This window comes from Streptomyces sp. CB00455 (genome assembly GCF_001905445.1).
Classification (GTDB): Bacteria; Actinomycetota; Actinomycetes; order Streptomycetales; family Streptomycetaceae; genus Streptomyces.
On sequence record NZ_LIVQ01000001.1, the window covers coordinates 1435739 to 1448693 of the forward strand.

Below are 12955 nucleotides of genomic sequence, written 5' to 3' on the forward strand. Positions count from 1 at the left end.
GCGCGCGGGGGCCCGCGGACGCCGTTGTCCGCGGGCCCCCGCGCCCCGGGCCTCTAGACCAGGTGGCAGGCCACCTCGCGGCCGGCGGCGAGCCGCAGCAGCGGCCGCTCCGCGCGGCAGATCTCCCGCGCCTCCGCGCAGCGCGGGTGGAAGGTGCAGCCCGGGGGTGGAGCGGCCGGGCTCGGCGGGTCCCCGAGCAGCACGATCCGCTCCCGCCGCCGCTCCGCCACCGGGTCGGGCAGCGGTACGGCGGACAACAGCGCCCGCGTGTACGGGTGCCGGGGGTCCTCGTAGAGGGACGTCCGGTCCCCGATCTCGACGATCCGGCCGAGGTACATGACGGCCACCCGGTCGCTGACGCGTTTGACCACCGACAGGTCGTGCGCGATGAACACGTAGGCCAGACCCAGCTCCGCGCGCAGCCGCTCCATCAGGTTGACGATCTGGGCCTGTACGGAGACGTCGAGGGCGGAGACGGGTTCGTCGGCCACGATCAGCCGGGGACTGGTGGACAGCGCGCGGGCGATCCCGATGCGCTGGGCCTGCCCTCCGGAGAACTCGTGCGGGTAGCGGTCGATGTGCTCGGGGATCAGGCCGACCAGCTCCATCAGCTCGGCGGCGCGCCGGCGGGCGGCCCCGGCGCTCCAGCCCTGCACCAGCATGGGGTCGCAGATGATCCGGGCGACGCTCTGGCGGGGGTTGAGGGAGGAGTGCGGATCCTGGAAGACCATCTGGATGTCCTTGCGCAGCGGCCGCAGCGCACTCTGGGACAGCCGGCCGATCTCCCGGCCGTCGAAGGCGATCCGCCCGGAGGTCGGCTCCAGGAGGCGCACCAGCATCCTGCCGGTGGTGGACTTGCCGCAGCCCGACTCCCCGACCAGGCCGAGGGTTTCTCCGGCCGCCAGGTCGAAGGAGACCCCGTCCACGGCGCGCACGGGCGCCCCCCGGCGCCCGGTCGCGGAGCGCTTCCCGGGGAAGGCCATCGTCAGGTCGTGGACGGACAGCAGGGGCCCGGGGGCCGTGGTGGTCATCGGGTCGCCTCCTCGGCGGTGCGGGTGCCGGCGAAGTGGCAGGCCACGCTCCGGGCCGGGCCGCCCCCGCCGGGGGCCACTCCTGTGGCCGCGGCCCCGTGCCCGTTCCCGTAGGCCGTGAGTTCCGGACGACGCTCACGGCAGCGGGCGGCGGCGCGCGGGCAGCGGGGGGCGAAGGCGCAGCCGGGAGCGGGTGCGAGCAGGGACGGCGGGGAGCCGGGGATGAAGGGCAGCGGTTCGTCGTCGGCGGTGTCGAGGCGGGGCAGCGAGTCGAGCAGGCCCCGGGTGTACGGGTGGGCGGGATCGGCGAACAGGTCGTCGACGGGCGCCTGTTCGGCGGCCCGGCCCCCGTACATGACCAGCACTTCGTGGGCGACGCGGGCGACCACCCCGAGGTCATGGGTGATCATCACGACGCCGAGGCCGCGTTCCTGCTGGATCCGTGCGATCAGTTCCAGGATCTGGGCCTGGACGGTGACGTCCAGGGCGGTGGTGGGTTCGTCGGCGATCAGCAGGTCGGGTTCGCAGGCCAGGGCCATGGCGATCATCGCGCGCTGGCGCATGCCGCCGGAGAACTGGTGCGGGTACTCACCGGCGCGGCGGGCCGGTTCCGGGATGCCGACCTCGCCGAGCATGTCGACGGCGCGCCTGCGGCCGGCGGCCCGTCCGGCCCCGAAGTGCACCCGGTAGTGTTCGGCGATCTGCTCGCCGACCGTGTAGTAGGGGTGCAGGCTGGAGAGGGGGTCCTGGAAGATCATGGCCATCCGGCGGCCGCGGACCCCGGCCAGTTCCCGTTCGGACAGGCCCGCCAGCTCCCGTCCGGCGAGGGTGACGGAACCGGTGACCTCGGCGCCGCGGTGCAGGCCCATGACGGCCAGTGAGGTGACCGACTTGCCCGAACCGGATTCGCCGACGATCCCGAGGGTGCGTCCGGCCTCGACGGTGAAGGCGAGCGAGTCGACGGCCCGCACGGGGCCGCGCGGGGTGGTGAAGGTGACGCGCAGGTCGCGCACGTCGAGGAGCGGAGCGGTCGGCGCTGCGGCCATCAGTACCTCACCCTCGGGTCGATGACGGCGTACAGGAGGTCGACGACGAGGTTGGCGACGACGATGAAGAAGGCGGCGAGCAGGGTGACCCCGAGGACCACCGGCTGGTCGGAGCTGACCAGGGCCCCGTAGAAGAGCCGCCCGACGCCTGGGAGTCCGAAGATCGACTCGGTGATCACGGCTCCGGCGAGCAGCCCGCCGAGGTCCATCCCGAAGAGGGTCAGGATGGGGGTCATCCCGGAGCGCAGGCCGTGCTTGACGACGACCGTGCGTTCGGGCATGCCTTTGGCGCGGGCCGTGCGGATGTAGGGCTCGGCCATGGCCTCGATCATCGAACCGCGGCTCTGGCGCGCGTACATGGCGGCGTACAGCAGCGCCAGGGCGGTCCAGGGCAGGAGCAGGTTCGAGGCCCAGGCGAGCGGATCCTCGGTGAAGGGCCGGTAGGCGGGATACGGCAGGAGGCCGGCGATGCGGATGACGCCGTGGATGAGCATGACGGAGGTGAAGTAGACGGGCAGCGAGGCGGCGGCGACCGCGCCGACCATCAGTGCCTTGTCGGTGGCGGTGCCCTTGCGCAGGGCCGCGGTGACACCGGCGCCGAGGCCGAGGACCAGCCACAGTACGGCGGCGCCGACGGCGAGGGACGCGGAGACCGGGAGGCGGTCGGTCAGCAGGTCCCACACGGGCAGGGAGTTCTCGTAGGAGTAGCCCAGGCAGGGGAAGCCGCAGCGGACGGCGTACTGGCCGGTGCCGAGGGTGCGGCCGGTGAAGATGCCGGTCAGGAAGTCGGCGAACTGCTTCCACAGGGGCTCGTCGAGGCCGAGGTACTCCCGTACGTCCGCCAGCCGCTCGGGGCTGCAGGTCTTGCCGCAGGCGGCGGCCGCCGGGTCGGAGGGCAGGACGTGGAAGATAAGGAAGGTGACGGCGGCGATGGCGAGGAGCACGCCGGCGAGGGCGAGCAGCCGCCGGGCGAGGTAGAGGATCACGTGCGGCCGCCCCTCGGGTCGAGGATGTCGCGCAGGGCGTCGCCGAGCAGGGTGAAGGCGAGCACGGCGAGGAAGAGGAAGACGCTCGGGATGGCGAAGTAGGTGGGGTCGGTCTCGTAGAAGGCGACGGACTCGGCGATCATCTGGCCCCAGGAGGGGGTGGGCGGCCGGACGCCGACGCCGAGGTAGCTCAGGGCCGCCTCAGTGCTGATCATGCCGGGGACGAGCAGGGTGGTGTAGGCGATGACCGGGCCCGAGACGCCGGGGAGGATGTCGCGGGTCAGGATGCGCCAGGGGGTGCTGCCGCCCACGCGGGCGGCGTCCACGTACTCGCGGTGCTTGAGGGAGAGGGTTTGGCCGCGCACGACGCGGGCGACGCCGGGCCAGCCGAAGACGCCGATGACGGTGGTCATGAGCAGGATCCGGTTGACGTCCTTGGCCACGGACAGCATCGCGATCATGAAGATCAGCGACGGGAAGGACATGGTCACGTCCATGAGCCGGGACAGGACCGCGTCGGTGCGGCCGCCGAAGTAGCCGGCGGCGATCCCGGCGGCGGTGCCTGCGCCCACCACGATCGCGGTGGCGGCGAAGGCGATGAGGAGGGAGACCTGGGCGCCGTGGACCACGCGGGCGAACAGGTCGCGCCCGGTGACGGGTTCGACGCCGAGCCAGTGCTCGGGGCTGATCCCGCCGAAGGAGCCGAGCGGCCGGCCCCCCAGGTAGGGGTCGACGGCGGCCTTGTCGAACTCCTCGGGGGCCCACCCGCCGAGCGCGCCGAGCCAGGGGGCGGTGGCGGCCATGAGGACGAAGAGGAGGACGAGGCAGAGGCTGACGCGCACGGCGGGGCGGCGGCGCAGTTCCCGGCGGGCGAGCTGCCAGGGGCTGCTGCCGGTGGCTGCCGCCGCGGGCGCGTCCTCGGCGGTGTCGGGGGCCGGTGTCCCGTCCGGAACGGGAGGCGGGGCCGCCTGGCCGCCGGCGCCGGGTGCGGTGGTGGTCATGGTGTCGGTGGCTCCCTCGTCCTCAGCCCTGGCTCTTCGAGGGGTCCTTGAGGCCGACCGTGCCGTAGTCGATGGTGCCGGTCCACACGGGGTGGCCGAAGGCACCCGCGATGTTGGGGCCGACGAGCAGCGGTTTGCGCTCCAGGAGGATCGGGACGGACGGGGACTTCTTCATGAGTTCCGCGTCGAGGTCGATCCAGGCCTGGCCGGCCTGCCTGGCGTCGGCCATGGCGTTGATCTCGTCGATGCGCTTGCTGGTGGCCTCGTCGCGGAACTGGCTGTAGTTGCCCTGGTTGCCCTTGTCCTTGATGGTGCGGCCGTCGAAGACGAAGGGGATCCAGGTGGATCCGGAGGGGTAGTCGGGGCACCAGCCGGTCAGCGTCATGTCGGGGGTGGTGGAGAGGTCGCCGATGACGTCGTAGTAGGCCCCGGGGTCGACGGTGTCGACGACGACCTCGATGCCCGCCCGGGACAGGCCCTGCTGGAGGGCCTCGGCCTTGGCCTTGTCGCCGGTGGACACGGACAGGGAGACCTTCATCTTCTCCTTGCCCGCGGCCTTGAGGAGTTCCCTGGCCTTGGCCGGGTCGCCGGCGGGGGCGATCTTCAGGGTGTCGGCCTGCTTGCCGCCCGAGAGGGCCGGGGGCAGGTAGGCGGTGGCGATCTCGTTGAGCGCGGGTCCCCCGCCCGCGGTGATGACGGCCTCCTTGTCGACGGCGTACTGCATGGCCTGGCGCACCCTGGGGTCGTCGAAGGGCGCCCGGGAGTTGTTGAGGTACAGCATCTCGGTACAGCCCTGGGATTCGGCCAGCAGCCGTGCCTTGACGGCGGGGGCGGGGAGCACCTTGGAGGCGCTCTCGGGGCGCATGTCGGCGTACTGGACGGTGGAGGCGTCGGCGCCCTCGCCGGCGATGATCCGGTCGTCGATCTGCCCGCCCCCCAGGCCCATGACGACCACGAACCTGTCGGGGTATGCCTTGCGCACGGTGTCGGTGCCGGGGTCCCAGTGCTCGTTGCGGACCAGGACCAGCTTCTTGTCGCGGTCGTAGGACTCGATCTTGTACGGGCCGGAGGAGAAGGGGCGGGCGTCGTACCGGGTGCCCTTCTCCTGGCCCTGCGGTACGGGGGCGAAGGTCGGCAGGGTCGCGGTCGCGGAGAACTCGGCGACGGGCCGCGCCAGTTCGAAGACGATGGTCCGGTCGTCGGGGGTCTTGACGGAGTCGAGGTGCTTGCCGCCCAGGGGGCCCTTGTAGCCCTCGGTGCCGGCCAGGTACCGGGCGGCGTAGTCGGGGCCGCCGGTGAGGTCGGGGGCGAAGGAGCGCTCGACGTTGTACTTGACGTCCTGGGCCCTGACCGGCGAGCCGTCCTCGTACTTCACGCCGTCCTTGAGGGTGAAGGTCCACGTGCGGCCGCCGTTGGTGGGGGTTCCCAGGTCGGTGGCGAGGTCGGGGACCAGTTCGCTGCCCGCGGCGCCGGGCTCGGCCTTGAAGGTGACGAGGGTGCGGTAGAGGAGCCGGGTGGCGAAGTCCATGGTCGGCATGACCCAGTTGCGGGCGGGGTCGAGGTGCGCGAAGTCCTGGTTGGACAGGACGGTGAGGGTGCCGCCCTTGACGGGGGCGCCGCCGAGGACCTTGCCGGCGCTGCCCGCGGCCGGGTTGGGGGCGCCCGCGGCCGCCGCGTCCTTCTTCGGGTCGGAGCAGCCCGACGCACCGAGTGCGAGAGCGGCCACCAGGGTGGTGGCGAGGGCGAGTGGGGCGCGCTTGGTCATGGGTCACTCCAGTGCAGGGCCGGACGGGGCCGGGGACGGGCCTGGGGAAGGGTCCTGGAGGCTGGACAGGACGCCCTACGATGTGACCGGTAACATAGTAATGTGAAATTGCACTGACAAGGGGTGGGGCCCTCCGTTATCCACCCGTGTCCACTTCCCACCGCGGCCGCTTCCCCGGACACGAAAGACAGCCGGGGCCCGGACCGTACGGTCCGGGCCCCGGCGGAGCGGGCGGGTTCAGCCGGTTCAGCCCTTGGCGGAGCCGGCGCCCAGCCGGCTGGCGGGACGGCCCACCGGCTCGTCGCGGCCCTGGGCCCAGAGCGAGCGGACGTGGCCGAGGTGGCGCATCATGCACGCCTCGGCGGCTTCCGCGTCTCCCGTGAGCATCAGGTCGAGGAGCTCGATGTGCTCCTCGGCGGAGGAGACCAGCTTGCCGGCCTCGTCCAGGCCGGTGAGCCCGTACAGGCGGGAGCGCTTGCGCAGGTCCCCGACGGTTTCGACGAGGCGGTCGTTGCCGGCGAGCCCGAGCAGCCCGAGGTGGAAGCGGCGGTCCGCCTCCAGGTAGCCGATGAGGTTGTGGTCGCGGGCGCTGGTGACGATCTCCTGGGCGATGGGGCGCAGGGCTTCGAGCTGCTCGGTCGTGGCGGTCTTGGTGATCCGCCCGATGGTCGGCACCTCGATCATCGTGCGCAGTTCGGTGTACTGGTCCAGGTCGCGCTCGCTGACCTCGGTGATCCGGAACCCTTTGTTGCGGACGGGTTCCACCAGGCCCTCCCGGGCCAGGTCGAGCATGGCCTCGCGCACCGGGGTGGCCGAAACGCCCAGCTCGGCTGCGAGCCCGGGGGCCGAATAGACGCTCCCGGGGCGCAGTTCACCCGCTATCAGCGCGGCTCGGAGGGCGTGGCCGACCTGGTCGCGAAGCCTTTCCTGCGCCTTGATGAGACTGTGCTGCTTCAGGTCACCCACTGCTTTTCCTCCGAGCCCCTCACACCACCGGCGTGCAGGGCAACAGCGTACAATGTCACGTTTCGCTGTGTGCCCCGGCGGCCTGGAACAGCGCGACCGCCACGGCAAGATCCTCCCAGGCCATGCCCACGCTCTTGAAGAGCTGTGGACAACCGCTCCGGCCGCCCGCGGGCCGCCGGCCCGCGACGAGGTCCGCGAGGGTCCCCGCGATGTGGCCCGGACCGATCAGGCCCTCCTCCTCCGGGACCAGCAGGTCCCCCGCCTCGCGCAGGGCCGCCGCGCGCGACTCCACGTACACGGCGGACCGCCGTACGAGCGCCGAGTCGGTCTCGCGGGCCCCCGGCTCGTGCGAGCCGACCGCCACGACGGTGGCACCCGGAGCCACCAGTCGGCCGTCGAAGAGCGGCTCCCGGGCGGTGGTGCAGCACAGGACCAGGTCCGCGCCGGCCACGTCGCCGGGAACGCCGGTCCGCGCCCGCAGGCCCAGGGCGCGGGCGTGCGCGGCGAGTTGCCCGGCGCCCCGGGCGCTTCGTCCGACGACGACCAGCTCCGCGGGCTCGCGCACCGCGAGGACCGCGTCCAGGTGCCCGTACGCCTGCGGCCCCGAGCCGAAGAGGACCAGCCGCGGCGCTCCCGCCCCCGCCGGGAGCAGGTGGCGCAGCGCCAGCGCGGAGACCGCCGGGGTGCGCAGGGCCGTCAGGGCCGCCCCGTCGAACAGGGCGAGCGGGCGCAGCGTGGGGCCGTCCAGCAGCAGGTAGGTACCGGTGATCCGGGGCAGCCCGCGGCCCGGGTTGCCGTGCGCCACCCCGGCGATCTTGACCCCGGCGTACGCCCCGTCGGCGGCCGGCATCATCAGCAGTTCACCGCCCGGCACGGGGAGGCTGGTGCGCTGCGGGCAGGCTTCCGGGTCCAGCCCGGCCCGCAGCGCGGCGGCCAGGGCGTCGGCCGCCGCGGCCGGGGAGAGCAGCCGGGCCGTCTCCTCGGGGCCCCACTGCGGTATCACCAGGCGAATCCGGCGCCGAGGGCGTCGTACGGGTCGCTCACGAAGGTGTGCTCGCCGGTGCGGTGGGCGCTGCCGCTGATCTCGGTGACCGCGCCGGGCAGGATCCGCCCGGTGAAGACCGTGCCGGTCACCGACTCGTGCAGCAGGTCCTCGCCGGGGCCGAGCCGCCCGTCCTCGCCGAGCAGCGCGAGGCGCGCGGACGTGCCGGAACCGCAGGGCGAGCGGTCGACCTGCCCGTCGGCGAAGACCGTGACGTTGCGCTGGTGCGGCCCGGAGGGGGTGTCGGGACGTTCCTCGTGGAGGATCACGCCGTAGACCCCGGAGAGCAGCGGCCCGCCGGGGTGCCAGGTGGCGGGGTGGGCGGCCAGCGCGGCCCGGACCTCCCGGGCGGCCCGCACCAGGGCGGGCAGCGAGCCGCGGGAGACGTCGAGGCCGAGGTCGCGGGCGGCGAGCGAGGCGTAGCAGGCTCCGGCGTGCGCGATGTCGACGTCGGCCAGGCCCAGTGAGGTGGCGACGGGCACCTTGCGGGCGCTCACCCGGGCCGGCACGTTGCGGAAGGTGACGCCGGTGGTGCGGCCGGCGTCCCGGTGCACGGTGGCGGTGACCCGCCCCGACGGCACGTCGATGCGCACCTGCGCGTCCCCCTGGTCCGGGGCGGTGACCCGGCCGGTGTCCACGGCCCAGACGCCCAGTGCCATGGTGCCGTGGCCGCAGGCGGTGGAGTAGCCGTCCTTGTGCCAGAACAGCACCCCGAAGTGGGCCCCTTCGTCGTCGGGCGGGACGACGAACCCCCCGTACATGCCGGCGTGCCCGCGCGGCTCCTGCACCAGCAGGCGCCGTACGTCGTCCAGGGCGCCCGGGCGGGGGGCCGACGCGGATCCGCCCGGTCCGACGGCGGTGGCGCAGCGCTCGGCGACGGTGTCGCCGGGGACGGGCGGGAAGGCGTCGGCGCCGTCGGTGGTGTCGACGATCCGGAAGGGCTCCCCGGCGGTGTGGTAGTCGGTGGTGCGCACCGGGAAGCGGGGGCCGTTCACAGGAGGAAGCCGGCGGGGAAGGGGTCGGCCGGGTCGAGGAAGTACTGGGCGGTGCCGGTGATCCAGGCCCGTCCGGTGATGGTGGGCACGAGGGCGGGGAGTCCGCCGACGGTGGTCCGTGCGACCAGGCGGCCGGTGAACTCGGTGCCGATGAAGGACTCGTTGACGAAGTCCGCGCCCAGTTCCAGCAGGCCCCGGGCGTGCAGCTGGGCCATGCGCGCGCTGGTGCCCGTCCCGCAGGGCGAGCGGTCGAACCAGCCGGGGTGGATGGCCATGGCGTGCCGGGAGCGGTGGGCGTCGGAGCCGGGTGCGGCGAGGTAGACGTGCTTGACCCCGGCGATGGAGGGGTTCTCGGGGTGGACGGGCCGGTCGCCGGAGGCGTTGACCGCCGCCATGACGGCGAGTCCGGCGGCCAGCAGGTCGTCCTTGCGGGCGCGGTCGAAGGGGAGCCCGAGCGCGTCGAGTTCGACGATGGCGTAGAAGTTGCCGCCGTAGGCCAGGTCGTAGGTGATCGTGCCGTAGCCGGGGACCTGCGCCTTCAGGTCGAGCCCGACGCAGAAGGAGGGCACGTTGGTGAGGGTGACGGCGGTGGCCGCCCCGTCCTCGACCCGGACGTCGACGCTGACCAGGCCGGCCGGGGTGTCGAGGCGCACGGTGGTGACCGGTTCGACGACGGGCACCATGCCGGTCTCGACCAGGACGGTGGCGACCCCGATGGTGCCGTGCCCGCACATGGGCAGCAGGCCGGACACCTCGATGTACAGGACGCCGAAGTCGGCGTCGGGGCGGGTGGGCGGCTGGAGGATGGCGCCGCTCATCGCGGAGTGCCCGCGCGGCTCGTACATGAGCAGGGTGCGCAGGTGGTCGGCGTGTTCGATGAAGTGGAGCCGTTTGTCCGCCATGGTGGCGCCGGGGATCACGCCGACTCCCCCGGTGATCACCCGGGTGGGCATGCCCTCGGTGTGCGAGTCCACCGCGTGGTAGACGTGGCGCGTGCGCATGGGGTTCTCCCTTAGACGAGGCCCTCGGCGAGGGCCTTCTCGGTGGCTGCGCGGACGGCGGCCTCGGTCTCGCCGGTCAGCGGGAAGCGCGGCGGGCGGGTGGCGCCGCCGGGGCGGCCCGCCAGGTCCATGGAGAGCTTGATGGCCTGGACGAACTCGGTCTTGGAGTCCCAGCGCAGCAGGGAGTGCAGGGACTTGTAGAGGGGCAGGGCGGTGGCGAGGTCTCCGGCGACGGCCGCCCGGTAGAGGGTGGCGCAGGATTGCGGCAGCGCGTTGGGGTAGCCGGCGATCCAGCCGACCGCGCCGGCGAGGGCGAGTTCGAGCAGGACGTCGTCGGCGCCGATGAGCAGGTCGAGGCCGGGGGCGAGTTCGGCGATCTCGTAGGCGCGGCGCACGTCGCCGCTGAACTCCTTGACGGCGACGACGGAGCCGTCGGCGTGCAGCCGGGCGAGCAGGGAGGGGACCAGGTCCACCTTGGTGTCGATGGGGTTGTTGTACGCCACCACGGGCAGTCCGGCGCGGGCGACCTCGGCGTAGTGGGCGCGTACGGTGCGCTCGTCGGCCCGGAAGGCGTTGGGCGGCAGCAGGAGGACGGAGCCGGCGCCCGCCTCGGCGGCCTGGTCGGCCCAGCGGCGGGCCTCGGCGCTGCCGTAGGCGGCGACGCCGGGCATGACGCGGGCGCCGTCGCCGGCGGCCTCGACCGCGGTGCGCACGACGCGCGCCCGCTCTTCGTCGGTGAGGGTCTGGTACTCGCCGAGGGAGCCGTTGGGGACGACCCCGTCGCAACCGGAACCGATCAGCCAGGCCACGTGTTCGGCGTAGGCGTCGTAGTCGACGGTGAGGTCCTCGCGCAGCGGGAGCGCGGTGGCGACCATGATGCCGTGCCAGGGGCGGCTGCGGGGGGCCGGGTGCTGCGCCGGGTCCGGCGCGGGGGTGTGCGCGAGGGTCATGTGGACTCCTAGAGTGGTGTGTGACATTTTACTAGTGGGTGCGAGTCGGCCACAAGGGCCGGGACGCCCCGATCGGGCTCAGGCCGGGGGAAGTTCGGCGAGATGGCGCAGCGGGACCGGGCAGGACAGCGGCCGCCGGCCGGCTGCGGGCTCCTCACCGGCGAGGGCGGCGACGGCCGGACCGCACATGCGGCCCTGGCACCAGCCCATGCCGGCGCGGGTGAGCAGTTTGACCGTACGGGCGTCCCGCGCGCCGAGGTCCTCGGCGGCCTCCCGGATCCGGGAGGCCGGCACCTCCTCGCAGCGGCAGACGACGGTGTCGTCCCGGAGCCACCCGCTCCAGCCGGGGCCGGGCCGGTGGGCGGCGGCCATCGCCCCGGCGAAGGCGCGCAGCCGGGAGCGGCGGCGCAGCAGCACGGCGGGTACCGGCCGGCCGGCGATGGCGTGCGCGGCGATCTCCCCCTCGGTGAAGGCGAGTCCGGCGCCGCCGATGCCGCCGGTCTCCCCGGCGGCCCAGACGCCGGGGACGGTGGTGCGCTGCCCGGCGTCCAGCACCAGGGCGGGCGTGCCGTCGAGGTCGCGGCCGGTGGCGCAGCCGAGGCCGGTGGCCAGTTCCAGCTGGGGCACGAGCCCGTGGCCGACGGCGAGGGCGTCGCAGGGGATCCGGCGGGCGGTGCCGGGCAGCGGGCGCCAGTCGCGGTCGAGCCGGGCGACGGTGACGGCCTCGACCCGGTCGGCGCCGTGGGCCTCGGTGACGGCGTGCCGGGTCAGGAGGCGGACCCGGTGGCGCAGCAGGGAGCCGCCGTAGACGGCGCCCTCGCCGAGCTTCGCGGGGTTGCGCAGCAGGGCAGGGGCGTTCGGGACGTACGCCGTGTAGGCCGCGGCCTCCACGACCGCGGGGACGGTGGCTCCGGCGGCGGCGAGGGAACGGACCGCCGCGAGCAGCAGCGGTCCGCTCCCGGCGACGACCACCCGCCGGCCGGGGAGCACCAGGCCGCCCTTGAGCATGGCCTGGGCTCCCCCGGCCCCGATCACTCCGGGGAGGGTCCAGCCGGGGAAGGGCAGTTGCCGCTCGTGGGCGCCGGTCGCGATGAGGACGGCGCGGGCCGGGACGCCGGCGGCGCGCTCCCCGGGGCCGTGGCCGGTGACGGCGTGCAGGCGCCAGCCGTCCCCCTCCGGGAGCACCGACCAGACGTGGTGGGCCGGGAGGTAGCGGATCCGGCCGGCCGCCACGTGGGCCCGCAGGCCGGCCTCGCGGGCGGCGAAGGCGGCCCAGCCGTGATGGAGGGCCTCGGGCCGGGCGGCGCCGAGGCCGGGCGCGGGGCGGCGGTAGTACTGCCCGCCCGGCTGCTCCCCCGCGTCGAGGAGCGCGACCCGCAGCCCGTGCCCGGCGGCGACGACGGCGGCGGCCAGCCCGGCGGGCCCGGCGCCGACGACGGCCAGATCCACCACGTCACCGGCGGCCCGCCGGGCCCCTGCGGGGGGCTCGACGGCGCCAACCGGACCCCCTGCTGCGGGACCGGCGGCATCGGCCGGGACCCCTGGGGCGGACTCGGCGGGGCTGGCCGGGGTGCCCGCGCCGGGGCCGACGAGAGGGCCCCCGGCCTGCCCGGCCGCCACGCCTGCGGCAGATCCGACGCGTCCGGCGGCCTCAGCCGGAGCCCCTGCGGCGGACTCGGCGGGGCCGGCCGGGGTGCCCGCGGCAGATCCGACGGGCACGGCGGCGGCGCCCCGGGCCCCTGCGGGGGGCTCGACGACATCGTTCGGGGTGTCGGCCGCGGTGGGGTCCGCGGGGTCAGACGGTGAGGTCGGCATGGCCGTCTCCTTCCTGCGTGGTGACGGTGTCCCCGGGGCGGGCGGGGATCAGGCAGGCCCGTTGGTTGGGGCGGCCGTTGACGGTGACCAGGCAGTCGTAGCAGGTGCCGATCCCGCAGAACACGCCGCGCGGGGCGCCGGTGACGCGGGTGGTCCGCCAGGCGAGGATCCCGGCGGACCAGAGGACGGCGGCGACGGACTGGCCTTCCTGCGCGGACAGTTCACGGCCGTCGAAGGCGACCGTGAACTGCCCGGCCGGACTGCCGCCGACCAGTGAGCGGGGGCTGCGCATCGGGGGTCCTCCTCGGGGTGGGGCCGGTTCCGGCACCGGACCGGAGGGTCGTGGCGTCGTGGCGT

At 74.4% G+C, this 12955-nt stretch carries 12 protein-coding genes; all 12 read right to left on the minus strand.

Annotation, left to right across the window (positions count from 1 at the left end):
* Window positions 1–53 precede the first annotated feature (53 nt).
* The 12 genes from AMK16_RS06420 to AMK16_RS06480 all read right to left on the minus strand — a co-directional run bounded on the left by AMK16_RS06420 (window position 54) and on the right by AMK16_RS06480 (window position 12890).
* The gene (locus AMK16_RS06420) at window positions 54–1031 is read right to left on the minus strand and encodes an ABC transporter ATP-binding protein (protein ID WP_073909570.1); all 978 of its coding nucleotides are present in this window, start codon (window positions 1029–1031) and stop codon (window positions 54–56) included.
* The gene (locus tag AMK16_RS06425) at window positions 1028–2077 is read right to left on the minus strand and encodes an ABC transporter ATP-binding protein (RefSeq protein ID WP_073909572.1); all 1050 of its coding nucleotides are present in this window, start codon (window positions 2075–2077) and stop codon (window positions 1028–1030) included. Before AMK16_RS06425 ends, AMK16_RS06420 begins: the two co-directional genes overlap by 4 nt.
* On the minus strand, window positions 2077–3063 hold the full coding sequence (locus AMK16_RS06430; RefSeq protein WP_073909575.1) for an ABC transporter permease: 987 nt from the start codon (window positions 3061–3063) through the stop codon (window positions 2077–2079). The genes AMK16_RS06425 and AMK16_RS06430 overlap by 1 nt, the downstream gene beginning before the upstream one ends.
* Complete coding sequence (locus tag AMK16_RS06435; RefSeq protein WP_073909577.1) at window positions 3060–4064, minus strand: ABC transporter permease; 1005 nt, start codon at window positions 4062–4064, stop codon at window positions 3060–3062. The genes AMK16_RS06430 and AMK16_RS06435 overlap by 4 nt, the downstream gene beginning before the upstream one ends.
* 22 nt (window positions 4065–4086) lie before the next feature.
* On the minus strand, window positions 4087–5829 hold the full coding sequence (locus AMK16_RS06440) for an ABC transporter substrate-binding protein (RefSeq protein ID WP_073909580.1): 1743 nt from the start codon (window positions 5827–5829) through the stop codon (window positions 4087–4089).
* 246 nt (window positions 5830–6075) lie between these two features.
* On the minus strand, window positions 6076–6795 hold the full coding sequence (locus AMK16_RS06445) for a GntR family transcriptional regulator (RefSeq protein WP_073909582.1): 720 nt from the start codon (window positions 6793–6795) through the stop codon (window positions 6076–6078).
* A gap of 55 nt (window positions 6796–6850) precedes the next feature.
* A complete protein-coding gene (locus AMK16_RS06450; protein ID WP_338014416.1) occupies window positions 6851–7798 on the minus strand; it encodes an ornithine cyclodeaminase family protein in 948 nt (315 codons plus the stop codon).
* Complete coding sequence (locus AMK16_RS06455; protein ID WP_073909584.1) at window positions 7795–8832, minus strand: proline racemase family protein; 1038 nt, start codon at window positions 8830–8832, stop codon at window positions 7795–7797. Before AMK16_RS06455 ends, AMK16_RS06450 begins: the two co-directional genes overlap by 4 nt.
* Window positions 8829–9833, minus strand: a complete 1005-nt coding sequence (locus AMK16_RS06460) for a proline racemase family protein (protein WP_073909586.1) — start codon at window positions 9831–9833, stop codon at window positions 8829–8831. Before AMK16_RS06460 ends, AMK16_RS06455 begins: the two co-directional genes overlap by 4 nt.
* A gap of 11 nt (window positions 9834–9844) precedes the next feature.
* On the minus strand, window positions 9845–10783 hold the full coding sequence (locus AMK16_RS06465) for a dihydrodipicolinate synthase family protein (RefSeq protein ID WP_073909588.1): 939 nt from the start codon (window positions 10781–10783) through the stop codon (window positions 9845–9847).
* A gap of 78 nt (window positions 10784–10861) precedes the next feature.
* Entirely contained in the window at window positions 10862–12598 is a 1737-nt protein-coding gene (locus tag AMK16_RS06470) for an FAD/NAD(P)-dependent oxidoreductase (protein WP_079191345.1), read from the minus strand.
* Window positions 12579–12890: a (2Fe-2S)-binding protein gene (locus AMK16_RS06480; protein ID WP_073909595.1), complete on the minus strand. Its 312-nt coding sequence runs from the start codon at window positions 12888–12890 to the stop codon at window positions 12579–12581. The genes AMK16_RS06470 and AMK16_RS06480 overlap by 20 nt, the downstream gene beginning before the upstream one ends.
* Window positions 12891–12955: the final 65 nt, after the last annotated feature.